22 protein-coding genes are annotated in these 22,773 nt (G+C 61.4%); 8 read left to right on the forward strand and 14 right to left on the reverse strand.

Annotated elements, in window-relative coordinates:
* Positions 1 to 10: 10 nt before the first annotated feature.
* Together V6617_RS12670 and V6617_RS12675 are read right to left on the reverse strand one after the other, a co-directional pair.
* On the reverse strand, positions 11 to 1,537 hold the full coding sequence (locus tag V6617_RS12670; RefSeq protein WP_338607319.1) for an ABC transporter substrate-binding protein: 1,527 nt from the start codon (positions 1,535 to 1,537) through the stop codon (positions 11 to 13).
* Positions 1,538 to 1,562: 25 nt separating this feature from the next.
* On the reverse strand, positions 1,563 to 3,395 hold the full coding sequence (locus V6617_RS12675) for a gamma-glutamyltransferase family protein (RefSeq protein ID WP_338607320.1): 1,833 nt from the start codon (positions 3,393 to 3,395) through the stop codon (positions 1,563 to 1,565).
* A gap of 222 nt (positions 3,396 to 3,617) precedes the next feature.
* On the opposite strand from V6617_RS12675, the gene V6617_RS12680 reads away from it, so the two are divergent.
* The 3 genes from V6617_RS12680 to V6617_RS12690 are packed head-to-tail and all read left to right on the forward strand — an operon-like array spanning position 3,618 to position 5,813.
* Positions 3,618 to 4,295 carry a GntR family transcriptional regulator gene (locus tag V6617_RS12680; RefSeq protein WP_338607321.1) on the forward strand — a complete coding sequence of 226 codons (678 nt, stop codon included), beginning with the start codon at positions 3,618 to 3,620 and terminating at the stop codon, positions 4,293 to 4,295.
* The gene (locus V6617_RS12685) at positions 4,285 to 4,671 is read left to right on the forward strand and encodes a YybH family protein (RefSeq protein ID WP_338607322.1); all 387 of its coding nucleotides are present in this window, start codon (positions 4,285 to 4,287) and stop codon (positions 4,669 to 4,671) included. Before V6617_RS12680 ends, V6617_RS12685 begins: the two co-directional genes overlap by 11 nt.
* A 41-nt stretch (positions 4,672 to 4,712) precedes the next feature.
* Positions 4,713 to 5,813: a Xaa-Pro peptidase family protein gene (locus V6617_RS12690; RefSeq protein ID WP_338607323.1), complete on the forward strand. Its 1,101-nt coding sequence runs from the start codon at positions 4,713 to 4,715 to the stop codon at positions 5,811 to 5,813.
* 22 nt (positions 5,814 to 5,835) lie between these two features.
* Here the strand turns inward: V6617_RS12690 and cueR are convergent, their stop codons facing one another.
* The 8 genes from cueR to V6617_RS12730 all read right to left on the reverse strand — a co-directional run bounded on the left by cueR (position 5,836) and on the right by V6617_RS12730 (position 13,204).
* Complete coding sequence (gene cueR / locus V6617_RS12695; protein WP_338607324.1) at positions 5,836 to 6,237, reverse strand: Cu(I)-responsive transcriptional regulator; 402 nt, start codon at positions 6,235 to 6,237, stop codon at positions 5,836 to 5,838.
* Positions 6,234 to 8,729: a heavy metal translocating P-type ATPase gene (locus tag V6617_RS12700; RefSeq protein WP_338607325.1), complete on the reverse strand. Its 2,496-nt coding sequence runs from the start codon at positions 8,727 to 8,729 to the stop codon at positions 6,234 to 6,236. The genes cueR and V6617_RS12700 overlap by 4 nt, the downstream gene beginning before the upstream one ends.
* An 86-nt stretch (positions 8,730 to 8,815) precedes the next feature.
* Positions 8,816 to 9,502 (reverse strand): RES family NAD+ phosphorylase, encoded by a 687-nt coding sequence (locus V6617_RS12705; RefSeq protein ID WP_422394782.1) that lies wholly within the window; start codon positions 9,500 to 9,502, stop codon positions 8,816 to 8,818.
* The gene (locus tag V6617_RS12710) at positions 9,499 to 9,909 is read right to left on the reverse strand and encodes an MbcA/ParS/Xre antitoxin family protein (RefSeq protein WP_338607327.1); all 411 of its coding nucleotides are present in this window, start codon (positions 9,907 to 9,909) and stop codon (positions 9,499 to 9,501) included. Before V6617_RS12710 ends, V6617_RS12705 begins: the two co-directional genes overlap by 4 nt.
* Positions 9,910 to 9,998: 89 nt before the next feature.
* On the reverse strand, positions 9,999 to 10,583 hold the full coding sequence (locus V6617_RS12715) for a DUF6969 family protein (protein WP_338610718.1): 585 nt from the start codon (positions 10,581 to 10,583) through the stop codon (positions 9,999 to 10,001).
* Positions 10,580 to 11,023 carry a hypothetical protein gene (locus V6617_RS12720; protein ID WP_338610808.1) on the reverse strand — a complete coding sequence of 148 codons (444 nt, stop codon included), beginning with the start codon at positions 11,021 to 11,023 and terminating at the stop codon, positions 10,580 to 10,582. The genes V6617_RS12715 and V6617_RS12720 overlap by 4 nt, the downstream gene beginning before the upstream one ends.
* Positions 11,020 to 12,234, reverse strand: a complete 1,215-nt coding sequence (locus tag V6617_RS12725) for a YeeE/YedE family protein (RefSeq protein WP_338607328.1) — start codon at positions 12,232 to 12,234, stop codon at positions 11,020 to 11,022. The genes V6617_RS12720 and V6617_RS12725 overlap by 4 nt, the downstream gene beginning before the upstream one ends.
* Before the next feature lie 88 nt (positions 12,235 to 12,322).
* Entirely contained in the window at positions 12,323 to 13,204 is an 882-nt protein-coding gene (locus V6617_RS12730) for a sulfurtransferase (RefSeq protein ID WP_422394833.1), read from the reverse strand.
* A gap of 243 nt (positions 13,205 to 13,447) precedes the next feature.
* Here V6617_RS12730 and V6617_RS12735 point away from each other — a divergent pair, with 243 nt between their 5' ends.
* A complete protein-coding gene (locus V6617_RS12735) occupies positions 13,448 to 14,383 on the forward strand; it encodes an AEC family transporter (protein WP_338607330.1) in 936 nt (311 codons plus the stop codon).
* A 96-nt stretch (positions 14,384 to 14,479) separates the two neighbouring features.
* Here V6617_RS12735 and cfa read toward each other — a convergent pair whose 3' ends face one another.
* On the reverse strand, positions 14,480 to 15,595 hold the full coding sequence (gene cfa / locus V6617_RS12740) for a cyclopropane fatty acyl phospholipid synthase (protein WP_338607331.1): 1,116 nt from the start codon (positions 15,593 to 15,595) through the stop codon (positions 14,480 to 14,482).
* A gap of 95 nt (positions 15,596 to 15,690) precedes the next feature.
* Positions 15,691 to 15,951, reverse strand: coding sequence for a hypothetical protein (locus V6617_RS12745; protein ID WP_338607332.1), 261 nt, complete (start codon positions 15,949 to 15,951; stop codon positions 15,691 to 15,693).
* Positions 15,952 to 16,135: 184 nt separating this feature from the next.
* On the opposite strand from V6617_RS12745, the gene V6617_RS12750 reads away from it, so the two are divergent.
* From V6617_RS12750 to V6617_RS12765, 4 genes are all read left to right on the forward strand, one after another.
* Positions 16,136 to 16,510, forward strand: coding sequence for a YciI family protein (locus V6617_RS12750; RefSeq protein ID WP_338607333.1), 375 nt, complete (start codon positions 16,136 to 16,138; stop codon positions 16,508 to 16,510).
* Positions 16,507 to 17,766, forward strand: a complete 1,260-nt coding sequence (locus V6617_RS12755; RefSeq protein ID WP_338607334.1) for an RNA polymerase sigma factor — start codon at positions 16,507 to 16,509, stop codon at positions 17,764 to 17,766. The genes V6617_RS12750 and V6617_RS12755 overlap by 4 nt, the downstream gene beginning before the upstream one ends.
* A gap of 71 nt (positions 17,767 to 17,837) precedes the next feature.
* Positions 17,838 to 18,761 (forward strand): alpha/beta hydrolase, encoded by a 924-nt coding sequence (locus V6617_RS12760; protein ID WP_338607335.1) that lies wholly within the window; start codon positions 17,838 to 17,840, stop codon positions 18,759 to 18,761.
* 117 nt (positions 18,762 to 18,878) lie between these two features.
* Entirely contained in the window at positions 18,879 to 19,277 is a 399-nt protein-coding gene (locus V6617_RS12765; protein WP_338607336.1) for a VOC family protein, read from the forward strand.
* Between the two features lie 824 nt (positions 19,278 to 20,101).
* On the opposite strand, the gene V6617_RS12770 is transcribed toward V6617_RS12765, so the two are convergent.
* Both V6617_RS12770 and V6617_RS12775 read right to left on the reverse strand, forming a co-directional pair.
* Positions 20,102 to 21,649, reverse strand: a complete 1,548-nt coding sequence (locus tag V6617_RS12770; protein ID WP_338607337.1) for a carbon-nitrogen hydrolase family protein — start codon at positions 21,647 to 21,649, stop codon at positions 20,102 to 20,104.
* Between the two features lie 100 nt (positions 21,650 to 21,749).
* Positions 21,750 to 22,772 (reverse strand): TRAP transporter substrate-binding protein, encoded by a 1,023-nt coding sequence (locus V6617_RS12775; protein ID WP_338607338.1) that lies wholly within the window; start codon positions 22,770 to 22,772, stop codon positions 21,750 to 21,752.
* Between the last annotated feature and the right edge of the window lies 1 nt (position 22,773).

A 22,773-nucleotide genomic window follows, 5' to 3' on the forward strand; every position in this document is an offset into this window, starting at 1 on the left:
ACGACCTGAATTACTCGGTCATCGTGACGCCGCCCAGACGGATGATCCCGTCCGGGAAGGGATCGAACCCTTCAAGTGCCGCGTCATGAGCGAAAATCCACTGCGAGTGATACAGATAGACGATCGGCAGATCAGTGAGCAGCAAATCGACCGCTTCGGAATACTTTTCCTGGCGGGTCGCCACGTCGCCGACTGCGCGGGCTTCGGTGAGAATGGTGTCCAGTTCTTCGCTGCAATAATGCGCATCGTTGCCGGCGGCGCCGCAGCTGAGCATTGGCGTGATGTTGAGATCGGGATCAACGCGGCCGGACCAGCCAACCAGATGCGCCTCGAAATTGCCCTCACGAGCGGTATCGAGCAACGTCATCAGCTCGGTCGGACGGATTTCGACATTGATACCGATTTCCGCCACCATCGACTGGATGAGGGTCGCAACCTGCTGACGCTCTGCGTCCGTTGGCACCAGAAGCTCAAGGTCGATCTGATCGATGCCGGCTTCCTCCATCAGCGCCCTTGCCGCCTCGACGTCGCGCGGCTGCACGGGCATGTCCTGATTGTAGTAAGGGCTGGTGGGCGGGAACGGCTGATTGCCGACGGCAAACTGACCCTCGAATACCACCTGATTTATCGCTTCACGATCGATGGCGAGACTGAAGGCTTCGCGAACCGCCTGTTGCTGGCTGAAGTCGGGGTCGGCCCCCTCGCCACCGATGTCGATCGTGATGCCGTAATAGCCCAGGCCGACGACCGGAGCGGTTTCCAGCGCCGGATCGTCATCGACCGACGCCACGTCGGTGGCGGCAAGACGCTCTATCAGATCGAACTGGCCCGAGCGCAGATTGAGCAGTCGCGTATTGCTGTCGGGCATGCCGCGGAAGATCAGGCGGTCGAATGCATAGTCATCGGCAGCATAGTAGTCATCGAATTTTTCGAGCTCGATATAGTCCTGCGCGACACGCTCGACGAACTCATAGGGCCCGGAACAGACCGGGTCATTGGTAAAGTCCTCACCCAGTTCTTCGCCAGCCGCCGGGCTGATGATCATGCCTGCACGATCGGTCAGCGCCGCCAGCAGCGGAACTGACGGTTCGGAGAGATTGATCTGAACTGTGAATTCGTCAACCACCTCGACCGATTCTATGGCGCTGATTTCCGAAGCGCGGCGCGAGATTTCCAGGGTAAGGGCGCGATCGAGATTATACTTGATCGCCTCGGCATTGACCGGAGTGCCGTCGTGGAAGGTCGCGTCTTCACGAACATTGAGGGTGAGCTGGGTGCTGTCCTCGTTCCAGGTCCAGTCGGTCGCCAGCATCGGCACGATTTCGTTGTTGCCGTTGATGTCGACGATCTTGTCGCACATCTGCTGGAGAACGTGGCGACCCACAAAGCTCCAATTGGTCGCCGGATCGAGCGTATCGGGATCGTCCTGCAATCCGATGTTGAGCACGGTGCCACCGTCCTGCGCGCTTGCGGGCAGAGCGGTGAGGCCGGTCATGGCAATGGACGCCATGAGTGCAAGATAAAATGGTTTTCGCATCTTTGTTTCCTCTCTTTGATGATGGTTAGCGGGCTATCGCGTAACCCTGCATCCCTCTGGGATTGGAGCCGGCCATTACGATCTGGTCGTCTCCATCCAGTTCTCGACCGACAACACTCAGGCGCCCTTCCGCCCAAGGGTCGGCGATTTTCACGTCGTGGCCGCGCGCGCGCAGGTTCTCGACGGTTTCAGGCCCGAACCGCTCCTCGAGCGTGAGCGAGGCGAGCCCCACCTCGCGCGGCCAGAACGAGCTGGGCAGATGGTCTGTGTGAAAGGCCGGCGCGTCGATAGCGTGCTGGATATTGTAGCCGGCATGGATGTGGCGCAGCAGGAACTGAAGCTGCCACTGATCCTGCTGGTCCCCACCTGGTGTACCCAACGCAAGATAGGGCATCCCGTTTCTGAACACCGTGGTCGGCGTCAAGGTCGTCCGCGGACGAACCCCCGGCCGCAGGGACGAGGCAAGACCTTCCATGAGCCAGAACATCTGCCCGCGAGTCGTCAGTGAGAAGCCCAGGCCGGGAATGACCGGACTGGACTGAAGCCATCCACCAGAAGGCGTGGCCGAAACCATGTTGCCCCAGCGATCGACGGCACTGACCTGCACCGTGTCGCCCCGTTGCGCCCCTGTTTGATCGAGCGCGGGCTCCCCCATTCTGTCCGTCGGAGGCGTGATATCTTTTGCCACCGTCGGCTCGCCACCACCCATCCCAGGTTGCTTGATGGTCCCAAACGGACGCTGCGGCGGGAAATTCGCATTGCGCCCATCGGGCGCCCCGGGCTCGATGACCTGCGACGCGGTCTCGCCGATCAATGCTTGCCGCTGGGCAGTATATGGCGCGCTCAACAGCGTTTCGATCGGCACGTCCGCGTCGTCGCCATACCAGGCGTCGCGGTCCGCCATCGCCAGCTTTGTGCTCTCGGTGACCAGATGCACGAAATCGGCCCCGAGCGGATCGACTTCGGCAATCGCGGTGCCAGAAAGAAGGTTCAACGCCTGGAGCAACACCGGGCCTTGGGACCATGGCCCGCACTTGAAGACCTCGTAGTCATCATATTGGACAGAGAGCGGCGCTTCGATTTTCGGGCGCCAGCCCGACATGTCATCTGCGCGCAGCAATCCTTTGTGATGGCGACCGGAAACGTCCCATACGGACTCGGTTTCGCAATACTGGCCGATCCGTTCGGCTACCGGGCCTTCGTACCAATAGGCCAAGGCTGCCTCTATCCTCGCCTCCCGGCTCTGTGCCCCGTTCGCCTCTTGGAGAATCAGACGATAGAGCTTTGCCACCTCGGGATTGCGGAACAGCTTACCGGCCTGCGGCACCTTACCATTGGGCAGATAGAGAGCCGCGGAAGACGGCCAATGGGTATCGAACAGCTCGCGCATCGTGCCGATGGTATTTGCGATGCGCGGAACTATGGGATGACCGTGCTCGGCATAATGGATGGCTGGCGCCAGAACGTCCTCCAGCTCGGCAGTTCCGTAGTCGCGCAAGAGCGTCAGCCAGGCGCCGAATGCCCCCGGCACGCATGCGGGCAACAAGCCGGTGCCCGGCACGAGGTCCAGACCGAGTTCTGCGAATTTGGCCAGTGTCGCACCGGCCGGGGACGGCCCCTGACCCGAAATCACGATGGGGCGCTGTCCTGCGGGTGTCACGATGATGGGCACCTCGCCACCGGGGCCGTTAAGATGAGGCTCCACGATCTGCAGGACGAAGCCGGCAGCAACTGCTGCATCAAAAGCCGTATGGCCACTCTCGAGCAAGGACATGCCTGCGGTCGAAGCAAGCCAGTGCGTTGCCGAAACAGCGCCAAGGGTGCCGCGAAGCTCCGGTCGGGTCGTAAACTGGCTCATGGGCACACCTGTTGCGTCGGTCGACAAAAGCGAATGAAAAATGCCAATTTGCACACAAAAATGTCGGTTGTTGCTTTGAGATCGATAAGTGGGAAGAGGCTGTCGCCCCTTTGACGACATATTGTATACTTTGATTGCGGATTGCAACAGTCTTGTATACTCATTGCCGACATTGACGGGTTTCGCGGCTGGAAAAGTCGGATATTGCGAAGGGAGGCAGGCATGCTTGATGACGTTACGAGAAGTCGCAGAGTTCAGAGCGATATCCTCGTTGAACAGCTCGAAGCCGATATCATTTCAGGTCGAATCGAGCCGGGAACCAGGCTCGACGAAAATTCGCTCGCCCAGCGTTTTGGCTTGTCGCGCACGCCCGTGCGCGAGGCGTTGCACGCTCTGTGTGGACGTTCGCTCGCAGAGCGCGTGCCATACAAGGGCGTTCTCGTCGCCGCGCTCTCTCCTGAGCGTATCGATCAGATGTTCGAGGCCATGGCGGAGATGGAAGCGACCTGTGGAAGACTCGCGTCACAACGCATGACAATGAGCGAACGCGCGCGTCTGGAGGCCATGCATCGGGATATGAACGCCCTGGCGGAAGATGGCGATTTCAACGCCTATGAGAGCGTCAATTCCGACTTTCATTCGCTGATTATGGCGGGGAGCCATAACCTCGATCTGGTGGCGCTGGCTGACGCCATGCGGCTCAAGCTGAGGCCCTTTCGAAAGTACCAGTTGCAGGACCAGGGCCGCTTGAGGCGTTCGTGCCAGGAACATCAGGACATCATTGATGCCCTGCTGGACCAGGATGCACAGCGCGCCGGAACAGCGCTGCGAAGGCATCTGGTTTCCGCCGCTCAGGAATTCCTGATGCGTCGCACCGCGGAGCAAGCCAATGAGCGATAGGCAGGAGATCGCCGCCATTTACGCGGTGATGGCAAAGATGCAGGCTGCGTGGAATACAGGCGATTTCGCCGGCTACATGAAGGGATTTTCCAATCCCGATGTAATTTTTGTTTCCCGGGGTCAAATTCAAAGCGATTGGCAAGCGACTCTCGATCACTACGAACGCGATTATGGCGGTGGCCCGGGTCGCCGCGGTCACCTTGAATTCTCGGACATGAACGTCGTGGTGTTGGCCCCCGGCGTCGCACAACTGGTCGGGGCTTACACCCTCGTCCGGGACACTGGCACCCAAACGGGCATCAATACGCGAATATTGCACAAGCGCGCCGAAACCGGCTGGGTCATCACCCTCAATCACGTCTCGGCCCGCACCTAAGGCCGGAACACATTCTCCCATCCAAAAAAGAAAAAATCGCCATGGCTACTCTTTTCGATGAACGCATCGCTCGTCTGCGCCAGCGTATGCAGAAAACGGGCACGGATCTCGTCGTGCTGGGACCGCACTCCCATCTGCTCTGGCTTACTGGCGTCGAGGCCCATGGGGACGAGCGTCCATGCCTACTACTGGTTTCGGACGACCGCGCCGGATTCCTGATGCCGCGCCTTAATGCGTCAGACTGCCGAAAGGACACCGACCTGCCGTTTTTCGAATGGTCCGACGCAGACGGACCGGCCAAGGCCTTTGCCGACCTTTTGGACCATATGGACGCCGCCAGAGCCTCGACCGTGGTGATCGATGAAACAATGCGCGCCGATTTTGCACTTTTCGCGCTCGACGCGCTGCCGGGTGTGTCTCGGCGTTTTACCGACGATACAATCGGTTATCTTCGCCGGCGCAAGGATGCGTTCGAATACGAGCGTCTCAAAGACAGCGCCGGCGTCAACGATCGCGCATTTCAGGCTGCGGTTGCAGGGATCCGTCCAGGCATGAGCGAACGTGAGCTGGCCAAAATCATTGCCGACCACTATCCGCTCGAAGGTGCACGTGCTGCCTTTTCCATCGTTGGCGCTTCCGAAAACGGCGCCTATCCTCATCACGCGAGTTCGGAGCGCACATTCCGCGCCGGCGATGCGATCGTGGTTGATATCGGCGGACGCAAGGCCGGCTATCCATCCGACATGACACGGATGATCGTTCTAGGTGAACCGCCGGCGCAATATGAACAGGTGCATGAAACCGTTGAGCGCGCAGTTCAGGCCGCGCTGGCCGCCGCCCGGCCGGGTGCTCGGGCGTGCGATGTCGACAACGCCGCCCGCACGGTGATTGCCGATGCCGGGTTCGGCGAGTTTTTCCTGCACCGGACCGGGCATGGAATGGGCCTCGACATCCATGAGCCGCCCTATATTACCGAAACCAGCGACACGACGCTTGAAACGGGAATGGTGTTTTCCATAGAACCGGGAATCTATTTGCCGAACCGGTTCGGCGTGCGCCTCGAGGATATCGTGATCTTGCGCGAGGACGGCCCAGAAATTCTCTCCACGCTGCCCCGCACCGCTGCGCGGGTTGACGTTTGAAAGACGTCATTCTCCTTTTGCATCAGGCCCGCACCTCGGTGCCGGCAAGCTGACCGAGGATGGGGCAGTCGGGACGGTTGTCGCCTGAGCAGCAATGGGCGAGGTGCTTGAGGGTATCGGCCATTTCCTGAAGCTCGGTGATCTTATTTTCGAGCTCGGCAATATGGTTGGTGGCAATGGCCTTTACGTCGGCGCTGGCGCGGGACTTGTCCTGCCACAGGCCCAGAAGCGCCGCTGTTTCGTCCATGGAAAAGCCCAGCGTGCGGGCGCGTTTGATGAACCGCAACGTGTGGATGTCGTCAGCACCATAGACGCGGTAATTGCTCTCGGTCCGGTCGGCGGGGGTGATAAGGCCGATGGATTCGTAGTAGCGAATCATCTTGGCCGTCACGCCCGACGCTTTTGCAGCCTGTCCGATGTTCATGCTGTCGTGCTCCTACGGTCCGCGACCAGCGGTGGCCGATAGCCCCGCAGACGCAGGGCATTTGTGACCACGCAAACGCTCGAGAGCGCCATGGCACCTGCCGCCAGCATGGGCGAAAGCAGGACGCCAAAGGCGGGAAAGAGTACCCCGGCGGCGACCGGGATCAGCAGCGCGTTATAGCCGAAGGCCCAGCCGAGGTTTTGGCGGATATTGCCCATCGTGGCGCGCGAGATCGCGATGGCCTGCACCGCCCCGCGCACATCGCCCCCCACCAGCACCACGCCGGCGCTTTCGATGGCCACGTCGGTGCCCGTGCCGATGGCGATGCCGACATCGGCGGCGGCCAGCGCAGGCGCGTCGTTGATGCCATCGCCGACGAAGGCGAGCTTTCTGCCCTCCGTCTTGAGCTTCTCGATGGCTGCGACTTTACCCTCGGGCAGCACCTCGGCCACCACGTGGTCGATGCCGAGCTGGTCTGCTGTGGCGCGCGCCGTGTTGACGTTGTCGCCGGTTATCATCGCCACCTGCAAACCGAGCGCATGGAGATGGGCAATCGTTTCGGCGCTTGTGGGCCTGATGGGATCGGCCACAGCAACGATGGCCGCCAGTTTGCCATCGATAGCGGCGAAAAGCGGGCTCTTGCCTTCGCGACCCAGTCTCTCGATGTCGGGCGTGAAAGCGGCAAAATCGATACCAAGACGCTCCATGTAGCGGTCTGCGCCCACCTCGATCCTGCGGCCCGAAACGTTCGCGACAACGCCAAAGCCGGGCACCGAGTCGAAATCTGCACTGTCCGGCATGACCAAATCCCGGTTGCGGGCTGCTGTAACGATAGCCTGGCCGATCGGATGTTCCGAGTTGGCCTCAACCGCCGCGATGAGCGAAAGTACCTCGCCGTCCTCGAACCGATCAGCAACGATCAGATCGGTCAATTCGGGCACGCCCTTGGTCAGTGTTCCGGTCTTGTCGAAGGCGACGATGCCGACGGACTGGAGAAGCTGCAGCGCCTCGCCCTTGCGGAACAGCACGCCGAACTCTGCCGCCCTGCCCGTCCCGACCATGATCGAGGTCGGGGTGGCCAGTCCCATGGCGCAGGGGCAGGCGATGATCAGCACCGCAACGGCGTTGATCAGCGCGAAAGTGTATGCCGGGTCGGGCCCGAAAACGGCCCACACCACAAAGGTCAGTGCCGCGATGGCCATGACGGCCGGTACGAACCACGCCGTCACCTGATCGACAAGCGCCTGAACCGGCAGTTTGGAGCCTTGCGCCTGTTCGACGAGCTTTATGATCTGGGCGAGCATTGTATCGCCACCGATTTTGGTGACTTTAAACCGAAAACTGCCGGTCGTGTTGATCGTGCCGCCGATCACGGTATCGCCCTCGGCCTTGGCCACGGGTGCCGGCTCGCCCGAGATCATTGCCTCGTCGATAAAGGACGTGCCCTCGGTCACAATCCCGTCGACCGGGATTTTCTCGCCGGGACGGATGATGATGATATCGCCGACGCAAACGCTGTCGAGCGCGACTTCGATGGTCTCACCACCCCGCAACACGCGGGCCGATTTGGCCTGCAGACCGACGAGCCGCTTTATGGCGTCGCTGGTCCGCCCCTTGGCGCGGGCTTCAAGCAAGCGCCCGACCAGAATGAGCGTGACGATGACCGCCGCCGCCTCGAAATAGATGTTGCGCGCCGTATCGGGCAGAAATTGCGGGGCGAAAGTGACGACACTCGAATAAAGATAGGCTGCACCGGCTCCGAGCGCCACCAGAGAATTCATGTCGGGAGTGCGCCGGAAAAGCGCCGGAACGCCTTTGACAAAGAACCGCCGTCCCGGCCCGAACAGCACGGCACTGGCCAGCACGAAATAGGCCGGATAGAGCCATCCCATGGGCACCGTCTGCATCAGCCATTGATGGAAGGGCGCGTAGAAATGGCTGCCCATTTCCAGAACGAACAGCGGCAGGGTAAGAAGGCCGGAAATGACGACGTCGCGCTGCAGCGCGCCGATTTCATCGGCCTTTGCCTGTTCGCGACTTTGGGTGTTCTGGTCCGACAGACGATGGGGCGTGTAGCCAGCCCCCGTGATCGCCGCTTCCGCCGCGGCAAGACCGGCTTGGCCACCCACGATATCGAGCGTTGCCCTTTCGGTCGCCAGATTGACAGAGGCGGACACGATTCCGGGCGCACCAGCCAACGCGTCCTCGACGCGTTTGACGCAGGAAGCGCAGCTCATCCCTTCGATGCCGATTTCGAGCTTTTCGACCGGCAGTTCGTACCCGGCGTCCTTGATGGCCGCACGCAAGGCAGTGGCGTCGAAGTCGGGGCCAGGGCTGACGGTCAGGGTTTCATTGGCAAAATTGGCCCGCGCCTCAACGACGCCCGGCAGTTTGGCAGCCGCCGTTTCCACACGCTTGACACAGGACGCGCAACTCATCCCTTCTACGGGAAAGCTCAGCGTTGTCGACTGGCGGGAAACCGGGGCGTTCATGGCGTAATCCTTGACTGTGTGAAGCCACGGTAAGGCTTCCCATCATGGTAAGGTCAAGCCTTCATATAGGGTGGTCGAGGCGACAATTACAGGGCGAAAATGGCGCTGGTGCTCGAGTTGCGCACGCGGTCGACGCGCGTGCCGTCCCAGTGGAAATCGAAATGATCACCCTGAACCGGTATTTCCATGAGGTCTGGCCAGAAGATGCCGACGCATTCGCCGCCCGGCGCGCGCACGCTGCGGTAAACGACGCCATTGCTGCCGGCCGCGCGCAACGTTTTGCCGAGCGCTTGGGGCAGTCCGTAATCGTCGGGCAGGTGACAGTCGGGCCGCTCACGCACATCGTGCAGGTCGAGATCGAGCGCGTTGACCAGAACGCGAAATTGCGCGGTCCAGCCGGGCTCCTCGGCGCTGGCCGCCATGGCGATGGCGTGGTGGTGGGCGACCTCGCGGATGGCCACTTCCTCACTGCTGCCGGCGCTGTAAACGCCGTAGGTTCCGTCGGTAAACCGACCCGGTCGATCGGTGCTGACATGAACGAAAGGCGCCATCAACCAGCTTGCCCCCTGCCCGGCCACGCGGCGATGCGGCGGGATCAGATCGAGCCGGCCCAGGTGCTCCCAGACACGCGGGTTGGTTTTCGATTCCGCCGAAGCCAGCGCCTCCCAATCGGCCGGGTCGGCGATGTCCTCGAACAGGTCGATTGGCGGATAGATCGTGCGGATAATCCGAAACGCCCTGCCCCATTTTATGTGGGCAACCGCAACGCTCACCAACCGCCCCGTTCAGCGTCGAGATAGCTGCGGATGCGGGCCAGCGCGAAAATGGAGCCCTCCGCCATGATATCGACCGGAGTGCGACCGCCGAGCGCGCTATTGGGCTTTTTGACCCACCCATAGCCGCGTGCCGGATCGGTAAAGAGATAGCGCAACCCCTTGTGGATACCCATGAGCAGCGACAGGCGGGTCGCCAGATCGCGGTCGATCCGCCCCACCTCCCCTGCTTTCCAGCGCGCATAGGTGCGGGCAGCAAGGCCGCCGAGGATTTCCCGCGCCTCGGCGTCCGAGAGATCCCAGCGGTCAAACAGATTCACGACCGTGCGCGCCATGGCGGCGGCCTCAGCCGCCGTGATCTGGGGCCGCTCGGGGGCGGCGTCGGCTCTGGGCAGTTCGTGCAGCATGACTTCACCTCTTGGCATAAAATATGAGGAATAATGCCATTTGGCAAGATCAAGGACGAACGAGACCGCCAGCTAATCGTTCAGGGCGGCTAAAACAGCAGTTCGGAGGTGACTTCGAGGGCCTTGTCGTCGCGCACGGCGATATCGCCCTCGGGGCGATGCGCGGCCAGGGTCCGGTCGCGTTCGTGAACCAGAGCCCGGATTTCATCGTCATAAGCGGCCAGCACCGCCGTCAGCCAGCGATTGACCAGATAGGACGGGCGCGGCATGTGGACGTCGAATTTTTCCAGCAGCGCAATTGTGGGCTCTGCGTCGAGCCAGTCGTCGCCCACCACCCACTGATTGACCGTGAACAGCCGTTTGAGCTTGCCGAAGGGATCGACGCCAATGGCGATCAGATGGTGGATCGGGCCGTTGGTGCCCTGCGGGCGGACGAAACAGTGAAAATGACCGTGCTCGATCGCCCCGTCAGGGTCGTCGGCGGGGTGCGAATGGTAGAACCATTGCGCCCCGGTCTCGGGATCGAAGACGTCGTCTTTGGGATAATGGGTCCAGACCGAGATGTCGGATGCATCGCGCAGGGTTTCGGTCAGAACCGTGAGCCCGCCCTTGGCGAGCACGGATTCGCAGAAGGCGATTTCGTGCAGGGCCTGCTGGCGGGCATCACTCATCAGTTCACCACGAGATCGGGGGCTTCGGTTGCCCCCTCGGGCATCGTGGCTGGAGGCGGAGGTGGCGGGGCCATTTCGGGCTCGGCCTCCTCCGGTTCGGGCATGGGTGCGGGCGGCGGAGGCGCGGCGGCTAGCTGGCTCGCTGGTTCCTCGGGCATTGGTGCAGGCGGTGGCGGGGCGGAAGCCATCGGCGCTCCAGCCGCGCAGGGGGCCGTAGCAACGGGAGCCCCCGCCGCACAAGGGGCCGCAGCGACCGGCGCACCGGCCGCGCAGGGGGCGCCGGCCGCACAAGGCGCAACGGCGGGACTGGCGGTGCCCGCCTCGCTTTGCGCCACGGGATTGGAGGCACGGACGACCGGGTTGGAGATATGATCGGCGGCGATAGCCACCGTGCCGACGGCCAGCGCCGCGCCAAACAGGAGGGTGTTACGTCCGGTGGTCATTTTTTGGCAAATCCATCAAGTCCGAACAGGGGGCGGGCCCAGATGCCGATGAACGAACCGACAAAGGCACAGATAAACCACAACCAGCCATGCAGGCTGCCCGAGGCGATGCCGGAAAACAGCGCACCGATGTTGCAGCCGAACGAGAGCCGGGCACCATAACCCATGAGGATACCACCGACGGCGGCGGCGATCAGGGAACCGAGGGGCAGTTTTGCCTTGGGGGCGAACTTTCCGGCCAGCGCGGCGGCCAGACCAGCACCCAGTATGATGCCGAAATCCATGACCGATGTGTTGTCGGTCAGGACCGAGGAATTGAGCGCCTCTGCCTGAGCCGGCCAGGTCCAGAATTCCCAGGTCGCGACAGGAATGCCAACGGCATCGGCGATCTTGGCGCCCCACAACCCGAAGCCATAGGTGATCGACCACGGGTGGCCGGCCACCAGCAGGGTCGCGACATTGAGGATGGCCAGCACCAGCCCTGCCCCGACCAGCGGCCAGGGACCATAGAGCAGCCAGGTCCAGCCCGGACGCTTAGGCGCAGGCTCGGGTTCGAGATTGCCGTGCGCGCGCTTTTCGATCACCGCGGTAACGATGGCGACGAGCGCAAGGGCGATGATGGTCAGCCCGATGGCGGCAGGAAGGCCGAACTGCACCCGTGCGTCGATGACCCCGAGCGAGGGCGCTTCGAGCCAGAACGGCAGGTGGGCCGTGCCCAGGACAGCGCCGACGATAAAGAAGCCAAGCGTGACCAGCATGCGAGCCGATCCGCCGCCGACCGTAAACAGCGTTCCCGATCCGCAGCCGCCGCCCAATTGCATGCCCAGGCCGAACATCGTCGCGCCGACGATGACGGACACGCCCACCGGCGCCAATGCACCCACGAGCGGCTGTCCGCCGAGATTGCCGGCTGCAATCAGCGGCATCATGGCAATGGCGGTGACCCCGATCATCAGCATCTGGGCGCGCATACCGCGACCGCGTTTTTCCACCACCATGCGGCGCCAGCCGCCGGTAAAGCCAAAGGCACCGTGATAAAGTGCGGCACCCAAACCCCCGCCAATGGCGAACAGGGAGGCCTGGCGCAGATCGACGAGATACCAGATGGCGATAAAACCGAGGATCAGCCCCAGCCCGGTCACCAGCGTGGGAGCCCGATCGGACACCGCAGCGGGCAGATAGGATGGACGATCGAGAGCGACGTCAGACATGTCGGTCTTTCAAAGTATGAGGTCCTGAAATGAGACAGATGCCCCGAACGCCGGGGCATCTGCAAGGGTCAGACCAAAGGTCGACCGATTATTCGACCGGACGCGAGGAGTCCGCTGTCCATTCGGCCATCGAGCCGTCATACATCGATGCGTTTTCGTTGCCGAGGATTTCGTGCAGGCCGAACCAGGCGACCGAAGCCCAATGGCCGGTGTTGCAGAAAACGATGCTGTCTTCGTCCGATGTCACATTCACGGCTTCGAGCAGCGCAGCCACGGTATCGGGCTGGGCAAAGCGTGCATATTCCGAGCTGTAGAATTCGGAGTGCGGAATGTTGACCGAGCCGGGGATGGTGCCCGCGGTGGCAACCACCGGGCTCTTGGACTGACCCAGATGCTGTTCCACAGGACGGCCATCAACCAGCGCCGTGCCGTTTTCGAGCGCTTCGAGAACGTCGTCGGTGGTGGCGATCAACTCGGGGCGCACTTCGGCGGTAAATTCGGCCGCTTCGGGTGTTGCCAGTTCAGCGACGCGTTCGCCGCCGGCCGCGTCGAACTGGCGCCAGCCGCCATCGAGGATCGAAACCTCGTCATGGCCGAGATATTTGAAGGTCCAATAGACACGGGTGGCACCGCCGATTTCCGAAGAATCGGTACCCCAGGGCACGATCACAACGTGATCGTCATTGTCTATGCCGAGCGAGCCGATCAGTTCGGCAACCTGTTCGACGGGCGGAATCTGGCCCGGAACGCCCTGCACCTCGGTGCGCCAGCCGGCCGAACCGTAAGGCGCAACGACCGAATTGGCGACATAGGGCAATTCGCCCAGATCGGTGCCTTCGATATTGTCGCGAATATCGAGGATGACGACATTTTCGGCGCCGGCATTTTCGATCAGCCAGTTCGCATCGACCAATGGCGTGACTTCAGACTGAGCGATGGCCGGCACGGTCAGTGCTGCGGAAATGGCCATTGCCGTTAAGGTCAGGCGCATAAGAAATCTCCCGGTTTTGAGTTGCCCCATTATCGCTCAATGACGATGAAGGTGCGAGGGCTGGACGATCAAAATTTGCGTGAGGCGCAAAATAGCCTGCCAGCAAATCGTTCGCCGAGAGCATGAAATTGCACGCCGCGACAAATCCCTATTGTTCTGGTAGCGCTTGGCCAAACGTTTGGAGCCGTCTAGACAAGGACATTCCTCGTTATCCGGACATCCATGCTCGCCCTTATCTTCTCGGCTCTGTTGCCCATCGCACTCATCATCACACTTGGGCACCTGCTCAGGCGCTTCGGCTTTCTGGGCGAGGGTTTCTGGCCCCAGGCCGAACGGCTGGCCTATTTCGTTCTGTTGCCGCTGCTGTTCGCGCACGGTCTTTACAGGGCCGACCTGTCCGACGCCCCCATAGGGTTGATCGCCGCAGGGCTGGTCGGCCCGGCGGTTCTGGGGACGCTGGTTCTGCTTGCGGCCAATCGGCTGACCCGGTTCGACGGCCCGATCCTGACATCGGTGGTCCAGGGCGGCATAAGGTTCAACAATTATGTCGGTGTCACCGCCGCGGTGGGGCTGCTGGGCGTATCGGGCGCGGCGCTGGCCGCCGTGGCCAACGCCATTCTGGTTCCCACCGTCAATATCGTGTGCTCACTGGTCTTTGCCCGTTACGGCAGTCGCCAGCCATCGGCCGTGAGCGTGATCAAGTCCATAGCGCTTAATCCGTTGATTCTGGGGTGCGTGGCCGGCATCGTCCTGCGTTTGACCGGCATCGTGTTGCCCGCCGGCATCGAAGGTTTCATGCAGGCGATGGGTCAGGCAGCCCTGCCGATCGGCCTGTTGTGCGTCGGAGCCGCGCTCAACTGGGAGGCGCTGGGGCGCGGCATCCGGCCTGCGCTGGCCGCAACGGCCGCGCGTTTCCTGCTCATCCCGGCAATCACTGTGGCAATCTGCTTGGCGGTCGGACTGACCGGCCCGGCGGCGCTGGTCGTGCTGTTGATCCAGTGTCTGCCCACGGCCTCGTCGGCCTATGTCATGGCGCGGCAACTGGGCGGCGATGCACCGCTCATGGCAGGCATTATCGCCTTCCAGACGGTGTTGGGGGTCCTGACCGTTCCGATCACCCTGGTGTTTCTCGCGCCGCTGATTGGCGCCGGGCTTTAGAGCGTGTCCAGCAAAAGTGGAAACGGTTTTGCGGTTCGGACACGCGACAAAACAGGGGTTTAGAGCCAAGGATTTGATTCAATCAAATCCTTGGCTCTAGCGCACCGACACATACCCGCCCTGCAGCCCGTCCTTGGAATAGACCACCTGCCACAGATGCACCCAGCGGGCCCGGAAGATGGCGGCGCAGCTGAGCAGGTAATAGCGCCACATGCGATGGAAGCGCTCACCGTAGTTTTCGGAAATCTCGGGCCATGCGGCTTCGAAATTCCGATACCACGCCATGAGCGTCGGATCGTAATCGGCGCCGAAATTGTGCCAGTCTTCCATGACCAGCTTGCCTTCCACAGCGGTCGTGACCTGTTTGGGTGATGGCAGCATACCGTTGGGGAAGATGTATTTTTCCAGCCACGGCTCACCGGCACGGCGGGTCAGGCTGCCCCCGATTGAGTGCATGAGGAACAGCCCGTCATCGGGCAGCAATTCACTGACCTTGGAAAAATAGGGCCGATAATTCTTGTAGCCCACATGCTCGAACATGCCGACCGAAACGATTCGATCGAACTGGCCATCGACGTCCATATAGTCGAGGAGCTTTGTTTCGATCGGCAGGTCTCCGCGGGTTTCATTGGCGTATGCCATCTGCTCCTTGGAGACAGTGATGCCCACTCCCGAAACGCCGTAGCGCTCGGCGGCAAATTTGAGCAAACCACCCCAGCCCGAGCCGATATCGAGGATGCGCATGCCCTCCTTGAGGCCGACCTTGCGACAGATCAGATCGAGCTTGGCTTCCTGGGCGGCATCGAGCGTTTCAGCCTCGCGCCAATAGCCGCACGAATAGATCATGCGCGGGTCGAGCATGCGCCTGTAGAGGTCATTTCCGATGTCGTAGTGTTTTTCGCCAACTTCGCGCACATGCAGCCGCTGGGGATTGAGCACCATGCCCTTGATGGTCAGAAGTGCCAGAGCCGGATCGAACTTGACCCGATTCTGCAATTGCCCGGTCAGGCATCGGTATAGAAACTGATCGACCGCCTCGCTGTCCCACCAGCCGTCCATATAGGCTTCGCCAAGCCCCAGGGTCCCGTGGGTCATGACGCGGCTGAACAGGCGGTCGTCGTGAACCTGGATATCCCAGGGCCGCGAGCCGCCTATTTGGATATCGATTTGCGCTAGAAGATCGGTAATAAACGACTTGAACTTTGCCGACATGGCCCCGCTCAAAAAATATTAGTGACGCGCCAAGGCGCGGGGAAAGACACCTACATCACTAAAATTTGTGCGTGTTGTCCAGTCCCTTGGTGGGCTTACTGCACCCAATCGTCCGCCTGGCGGGTCGGCGGCGAGTACCCGTCTTCATCATCTGCCGTTTCGAGAATTCCGATCAACTCGGCCACTTTGCCGGTCGGCAGATGATCGCCCTCATTGACCCGCGCCTCATCGGCGTCCAGCCAGACCAGTGCCTTTGTCAAATCCGCTTCGGTGGCTTCGGTCGCCGCTATTTCGGCGGCCAGATGTTCGTCTATGGGACCGAGTACCCGCTCGATTTCACCGCGCGTGAGTGTCATGGCCATATCTCCCAAAAGACCTGCTCACCGATTAATGCGGTGCGCGCCCGATGGGTTGCATGCCGCACTGGCAATAAACGGCAACCCGATGCAATCTGGCTTTCCCTATAACCTATGGAAATTTTCGCCCGCCCTGTCGGATGCGGCGCGCCGGGTGCGTCCTCGCCATACAAGGAGTTTGGCCATGCTCTACGCAATCCTTTGCTACAACGACGAAGCCGCCGTTGGCGGATGGTCGAAAGAACACGACGACAAGATCATGGCCGATCTTCTCGCCGTTCAGAAGCCGCTGGTCGAAGCGGGCAAGATGGGACCGGTGGCTCGGCTGATGCCGACGACTGCCGCCACGACCCTGCGCAAGACCGCTGGCGAGCCGATGGTGCTGGACGGACCTTTCGCCGAAACCAAGGAACAGTTTCTCGGTTTTTACGTCATCGACGCGGAGAGCCTCGAAGAGGTTGTGCAGGTTGTGCGCGATCTGGCCGAGGCCAATCCGGGCATGGGGTCCTATGAGATCCGCCCGGTCCGCGACTTCTTCCCCGGAGCGCAAGCAAAGTGAACGACAAGGATGCCGACTGGATTGGCCTGACACTGGCCGGTGCCCGCCCCCGGGCGGTTGCCGCGCTATACAGGTATTTTCGCGACCTCGACATGGCCGAGGAAGCCTTCCAGGAGGCATGCCTGCGTGCGCTGAAATCGTGGCCGAAAAACGGTCCGCCGCGCGATGCGGCGGCATGGCTGATCCTTGTGGGTCGCAATTCGGGCATCGACAACGTCCGCCGCCGCGCGCGATTTACCGAATTGCCCGAAGAAGATAAGATTTCCGACACCTCCGATGCCGAAAGCAACATTGCCGAGCGGATCGACGATTCCCATTATCGCGACGACATCCTGCGGCTGCTGTTTGTGTGCTGTCATCCGGATCTGCCGGCCACCCAGCAGATTGCCCTGGCCCTGCGGATCGTTTCGGGGCTCACGGTCAGGCAGATCGCCCGTGCCTTTCTGGTCTCGGATGCGGCCATGGAACAGCGCATTACCCGCGCCAAGGCGCGCATTGCCAAGTCTGGCGCAAGCTTTGAGACACCCGACGCCGCGGATCGCGCCGAGCGGGTGGGCGCTGTGGCGGCCATGGTCTATCTGGTGTTCAACGAGGGCTACACCTCGGCCGGCGAGCGAACGGAAACCCGCAACACCTTCGCTCAGGAAGCGATCAGGCTGGCCCGGCTGCTGCTCGGGCTGTTCCCGACTGAGCCCGAACTGATGGGCCTTCTCGCCCTTTTGCTTATTCAGCAATCGCGCGACGCGGCGCGGTTCGACACGACCGGCAACATCGTTCTGCTCGACGATCAGGACCGCGCGCTCTGGGATCGCCGCATGATCGACGAAGGGCTTGCGCTTATCGACAAGGCGATGCGGCACCGGCGCCCGGGTGTGTTCCAGGTTCAGGCGGCCATTGCGGCGTTACATGCCCACGCGAAAACGCCCGCCGATACCGACTGGACCGAGATCGAGCTTCTCTATCGGGTGCTCGAAGCCCTGCAGCCCTCCCCCGTCGTTACCCTCAACCGGGCCGTGGCGGTCTCAAAGATCGAAGGGCCGCAAGCGGCGCTCGACCTGATCGAGCCCCTCGCCGATGCGCTGGGTGGCTATTTCTATTTTCATGGACTGCGCGGCGGGCTGCTCAAAGACCTCGGGCGCATCGAGGAGGCACGCATCGCCTTCGACATCGCCATTGCCCACGCCAACACCACGGCAGAGGCCGTTCACATTCGCGCCCATCTCGACAAACTGGGCGGGTCGCCCTCGGGCGCATAATTTTTTTCTCACTCTTGTCGGGGCGCCAATTGGCCGTCCGTCCTATGGGCATCTTACCCAAGGAGGACATCATGTTCATCAAGACCGCATTTGCGGCGATCGCCCTGGCGACGCTTGTTTGTTTCCCCGTCGGCGCACAGGACGCCACCATGGCAGAGACGTTCGATCCCATCGAACTGAGCACGGACGTGCCCGTCCCCTCCGAGGACGGGACCGTCAATATCGACGGGCTGGAGATGTATTATCAGGTCCATGGCGAAGGCGAGCCGCTTGTGCTCATCCATGGCGGGCTGATGACCATCGAGGCATGGGGGCCGATCCTCCCCGCGCTTGCCGAAAACCGCAAGGTCTATGCAATCGAACTCGAGGGCCATGGCCGCACCGTCGATCTCGACCGCCCCCTGTCCATGCAGCAGTTCGCACAGGACGTTTCGGGGTTCATCGAGCAGATGGATCTGGGGCCCATCGATATCGTGGGCTTTTCCATGGGCGGCGGCACTGCGATGGGCGTGGGAGTCCTGCATCCCGAACTGGTCAAGAACCTTGTCATCATTTCGGCCTCCCACCAGCCCGATTCGATCTGGGATTCGGTGCGGGCCGGCTGGCCCTATATGACAGCGGAGATGATGGAAGGCACCCCCATGCTGGCCGCCTATGAGGCCGTTGCGCCTCAGCCCGAGCGGTTCTCCGGATTCGTCGACAAGATCAGAGAATCGATGGTTTCGGGAGAGCAAAGCTGGACCGACGAACAGATCGCCTCGATCCCCGTACCGGTTCTGATGATCATCGGGGATACCGACCTCGTCCAGTTCGACAAGGCCCTCGAGATGTTTCGCCTGCTCGGCGGACAGTCTTCGACCGGTCCGATGGGTCCCGCGCTCAACACCGCACGCCAGTTCGCCGTGATCCCTGGGGCGACCCACTACGATATCATGTTCAAGACCGACCTTATGCTGCCGCTGATTGAAAGCTTCTTTGCCGCGCAGGCCAGTTGATAGATAGATTCAAGTGGCTGACGGCCGGATTCAGATGTATCGTATTCTGAATCCGGTCTCTGGCATTAGATATTGAAATAAAATGCTTTTTCCGAGTTCGGCCCGAGGAGGCTCCACATGAAGATCACCCCCTATCTCAACTTCGCCGGCGATTGCCGCGAGGCGATGAGCTTTTACCAGTCGGTGCTGGGCGGCGAACTTGAAATGACCGCCCACAAGGATACGCCATCGGCCGAGCACGTCCCCGCCGAGATGCAGAACCAGATCATGCACGCGGCCCTGACCTGGCCCGACGGCACGATTTTCGCCTCCGATGCCCCCATGGCGCAGGCCAATTCTTTTTCCGGCGTCTATCTTTCGGTCCACCCCGAAACCGTCGAGGACGCCGAGCGCATGTTCGCCGCCCTCAAGCAGGGGGGCGAAGTGGAAATGGAACTCGAACAAACCTTCTGGGCCAAACGGTTCGGCATGCTCTATGACCGCTGGGGCGTCAAATGGATGTTCAACGTCGATTAGGTGCAGTGGGGCAGTGATGGGTGTCGGGTCATCCTCTCGGCTTCATCACCACCATTCGCCCCACCCCCATCGTCATCCTCGGGCTTGACCCGGGGAGTGAGTGCCGTCCGTAGGCAAATCGCTCCGGTGGAGCGATTTGAGGCGCGAACGCCCGGAGCGCTATGCGCGAGGGCAGCAACGCCCGAGGATGACGCGGGTGAAGTTGGAAACGCTGCGTAAAAAACTTTATCCCCGTCCCCAGTCCCTCGTGCCATTCTCCTCGCACGGCCGCACCAGAGACGAGGATGCATACGAGCTTCCGGTGAGGGCAGGATGGAGAAAGGGGAAGCATGGGTCCGAGCCTAGGACCACATCGGTCTCCAGGCGCTCCAGAATGTCCGTTGGCCGATCCGGGTTCCATGCGGGTCGCCGCAGGGAAGGCCCAAAGCGGACGGATGGCCGGGCGAGGATGGGAGTCCACGTCGTACTCCCGAAAGGGAGAGGGGCACCGACGGGAGGTTGGCAGGGAAAGTGGGCACCGGTTTCCCGGTTCGCCAACCGACCCACCAAAAATGCCAATATCCCGGACGACAAACCCCAGCCCGAGACGCCGCCATAAGCCAAAAACCCCGGATGCGTGGGGCGATGATCGCTTCATATAAAAACTAAATCATGCGGAGCGTTCATCGCCCCATGCCGTCTACTTCGATCCGTCCTTCGGCCAATCGTGCCGGTGGCACGATTGGAGGTGAGAAGGCCAGGAGAGCTAAGCTCGAATGGCAATCAAAGCCCGAGGCGATCTCGCCGTCGGAGGTTTTGTCATGCGCGGCTGCATAAGCGCAAACTTATCCACCATCCTTCCAACGGATGCGATAAAGGTCGAAGCGGCGGTCGCGCAGGTTGCGCACCGCACCCTGCGAGCGGGCCCATTGCAGGGTCGAGAGGTTGAGATCGGCAACGACAACCATCTCCACGTTCTCGCTGGCTTCTGCCGCAATCCCGTCGCGGGCGAAGGGCATGTCCGAGGGCGTAAAGATCGAGGAATGAGCGTAGTTGATGTCGAGATTGTCGACATTGGCGAGGTTGCCGGTAATCCCCGAGGTCACGACATAGCACTGGTTCTCGATGGTGCGGGCCTGGCAGCAATATTTCACCCGCAGGTGACCCTGGCGCGTATCGGTGCAGTAGGGCACGAACATGATGCGGGCGCCCTGATCGGCGAGACGCCGGGCCACTTCGGGAAACTCGCTGTCGTAGCAGATCATCACCCCGATCGGACCGCAATCTGTATCGATCACATCCACGGAATCGCCGCCCACGATGCCCCAATAATCCCGTTCGTCGGGCGTGGGATGCATCTTTTCCTGGGCGTGGACGGTGCCGTCACGCAAAAAGACATAGCAGACGTTCTGGATGTCCTCGTCTTCGGTGATCGTGGGATGGGTGCCACCGATGATGTTGATGTTGTATTTGAGCGCCATCTGCTGCATGCGCTCGATAAATTGCGGCGTGTATTCGGTCAGCCGCAGGATCGCCTCATGGGGCGGTTGCTCGGGTTCGCTCGAGAGCAGCATCAGTGTGAACAGTTCGGGAAAAACCACGAAGTCGGATGCGTAGTCCGCCGCCACGTCCGCGAAATATTCCATGTGCGTAAAAAACGCCTCAGCGTCGGCGAACCGGCGCGCCTCGAGCTGCACCGTGGTCACGCGCACGGTCTCGCGGCTGCGCCGGTGGGCCGGGCGTGCCTCGTCTTCTTCGTCATAGCGCGGATTGCGCCACACCATGAGCGCAGCGTGGCCCCCCGAAGCCTTGTCGTCGGGATGGTAATTGCGCAGCAACAATTCGGGCTCAAAGCCGAGCTTCATCTGAAAGCTGGCCACCGGATCGCGCACTTCGCGGTCCACCACAGCCTGGAAATACTGACTGGCGCGCGGATAGTCCTTCTTGTTGCGCCGATAACCCGGCAGGCGCCCGCCAAAGGCGATGCCCTTGAGCCAGAGTTCCTCGCACAACCGCTGGCGCGCCTCATAGAGCCGCCGACCAATTCGGCTGCGCTGGCGGCCCGGATCGACACACACTTCAACGCCATAGAGCCATTCGCCCTTGCCATTGTGGAGCGAGCCATAACCGGCCCCGGTGATGTTTTCCCAGGTGTGCTGCTTGAAGATCTGCTTTTCGGCCAATTGCAGCGTTGCCGCATAGCCCACGATCTGCCCGTCATAGACGGCAACGAACTGGCCCTCGGGAAAGGCGTTGATCTGCCCGCGGATCGTGCCGGGAAGGTAAGGTCCTTCTTCGGGGTACACCCTCTGGGTCAGCTTGATGATGGCAGGGATATCGCGAATCTTGGCAGTCCGCACCTCAAGGAGCGGCTTGTCGGAAAGTTTGGGCACGGGGTGGAAACCTCGTTATCGATCAAATCAAAAATGGATTGTGCCGGCGGCGCGCCGTCAGCCTATAGCATGACAACGCCTCACCGCCACTTTTGCTCCCTTAGTGCGTCTCTTGCGCCACCAACTCAAGCGCTCGTCCATAAAGCGCCTCGCCGTCGATGCCGTTTTCAGCGGTTTCGGCAAACCAGTTGTCGATGGTTATCTGCGCTGCAGCACGCCAGCGTGCGGTCTCTTCGGCGTCGAGGGTCACTATCGTATTGCCTTCGGCCAGCGCCTGATCGCGGGCGACGATGTCATCGGAATCGTTGGCCGCTCCGAACCGTCCGGCCCATTCGATTCCCGAATTGGCGTCGATCACCGCCTTGAGGTCATCGGGCAGGCTCTCGTAGCTATCGCGGTTCATCACGAAGGCAAAGGTCTGGGTATAGAGCCCATGGTCACCCGAGAACTCGGTATGGTGGGAAACGATCTCGCTGGTGCGCAGCGCCATGGTCACCTGCCAGGGAATGGTTGCCGCGTCGATCACGCCCCGCGACAGGCTTTCAGGCACCTGCGGGACGGGCATGCCGATGGCCTCGGCCCCCAGATCGGTCAGCATGGCCGAGATGACCCGCGACCCACCGCGTACCTTGAGGCCGGCAAGATCCTCGAGTGTTTCAATGGGGCCGGAGGAATGAAAAACGCCAGGTCCATGGGTATGGACGGCAATCAGCTTGACGCCGGCAAACTCGTCCATGGCATTTTCTTCGACAAAGCGCTGGAAGGCACGCGAGGTGTCCTCGGCATTGGTGACGAGAAACGGCATTTCGAACACTTCGGACTTTGGAAAGCGACCGGGGGTATAGCCGAGCACCGTCCAGATCAGGTCGACAACGCCGTCCTGGGCCTGATCGAACAGATTGGCGGGCGCGCCGCCGAGGATCATTGAAGGATAATATTCGATCTTTATCCTCCCGTCCGACTGGTCCTCTATAGTCTCGGCCCACGGAATGAGGCCCTCACGCGGTACGCTGTCGGTCATGGGCAGGAATTGGTGCAACCGGAACGTGTACTCTTGAGCCGGCGCGGACGAAATAAAGGCAGCGCCACAAAGCGCTGCCGCGAACAGGGTTCTGGTGATCATG

Source organism: Pelagibacterium nitratireducens, assembly GCF_037044555.1.
Classification (GTDB): domain Bacteria; phylum Pseudomonadota; class Alphaproteobacteria; order Rhizobiales; family Devosiaceae; genus Pelagibacterium; species Pelagibacterium nitratireducens.

Bases quoted from the DNA above. Each gene is read 5' to 3' on its own strand.
- V6617_RS12670 (WP_338607319.1), bottom strand. From the start codon at position 1,537: ATGCGAAAACCATTTTATCTTGCACTCATGGCGTCCATTGCCATGACC.
- V6617_RS12675 (WP_338607320.1), bottom strand. From the start codon at position 3,395: ATGAGCCAGTTTACGACCCGACCGGAGCTTCGCGGCACCCTTGGCGCT.
- V6617_RS12680 (WP_338607321.1), top strand. From the start codon at position 3,618: ATGCTTGATGACGTTACGAGAAGTCGCAGAGTTCAGAGCGATATCCTC.
- V6617_RS12685 (WP_338607322.1), top strand. From the start codon at position 4,285: ATGAGCGATAGGCAGGAGATCGCCGCCATTTACGCGGTGATGGCAAAG.
- V6617_RS12690 (WP_338607323.1), top strand. From the start codon at position 4,713: ATGGCTACTCTTTTCGATGAACGCATCGCTCGTCTGCGCCAGCGTATG.
- cueR (WP_338607324.1), bottom strand. From the start codon at position 6,237: ATGAACATCGGACAGGCTGCAAAAGCGTCGGGCGTGACGGCCAAGATG.
- V6617_RS12700 (WP_338607325.1), bottom strand. From the start codon at position 8,729: ATGAACGCCCCGGTTTCCCGCCAGTCGACAACGCTGAGCTTTCCCGTA.
- V6617_RS12710 (WP_338607327.1), bottom strand. From the start codon at position 9,909: ATGCTGCACGAACTGCCCAGAGCCGACGCCGCCCCCGAGCGGCCCCAG.
- V6617_RS12720 (WP_338610808.1), bottom strand. From the start codon at position 11,023: ATGACCACCGGACGTAACACCCTCCTGTTTGGCGCGGCGCTGGCCGTC.
- V6617_RS12725 (WP_338607328.1), bottom strand. From the start codon at position 12,234: ATGTCTGACGTCGCTCTCGATCGTCCATCCTATCTGCCCGCTGCGGTG.
- V6617_RS12730 (WP_422394833.1), bottom strand. From the start codon at position 13,204: ATGGCCATTTCCGCAGCACTGACCGTGCCGGCCATCGCTCAGTCTGAA.
- V6617_RS12735 (WP_338607330.1), top strand. From the start codon at position 13,448: ATGCTCGCCCTTATCTTCTCGGCTCTGTTGCCCATCGCACTCATCATC.
- cfa (WP_338607331.1), bottom strand. From the start codon at position 15,595: ATGTCGGCAAAGTTCAAGTCGTTTATTACCGATCTTCTAGCGCAAATC.
- V6617_RS12745 (WP_338607332.1), bottom strand. From the start codon at position 15,951: ATGACACTCACGCGCGGTGAAATCGAGCGGGTACTCGGTCCCATAGAC.
- V6617_RS12750 (WP_338607333.1), top strand. From the start codon at position 16,136: ATGCTCTACGCAATCCTTTGCTACAACGACGAAGCCGCCGTTGGCGGA.
- V6617_RS12760 (WP_338607335.1), top strand. From the start codon at position 17,838: ATGTTCATCAAGACCGCATTTGCGGCGATCGCCCTGGCGACGCTTGTT.
- V6617_RS12765 (WP_338607336.1), top strand. From the start codon at position 18,879: ATGAAGATCACCCCCTATCTCAACTTCGCCGGCGATTGCCGCGAGGCG.
- V6617_RS12775 (WP_338607338.1), bottom strand. From the start codon at position 22,772: ATGATCACCAGAACCCTGTTCGCGGCAGCGCTTTGTGGCGCTGCCTTT.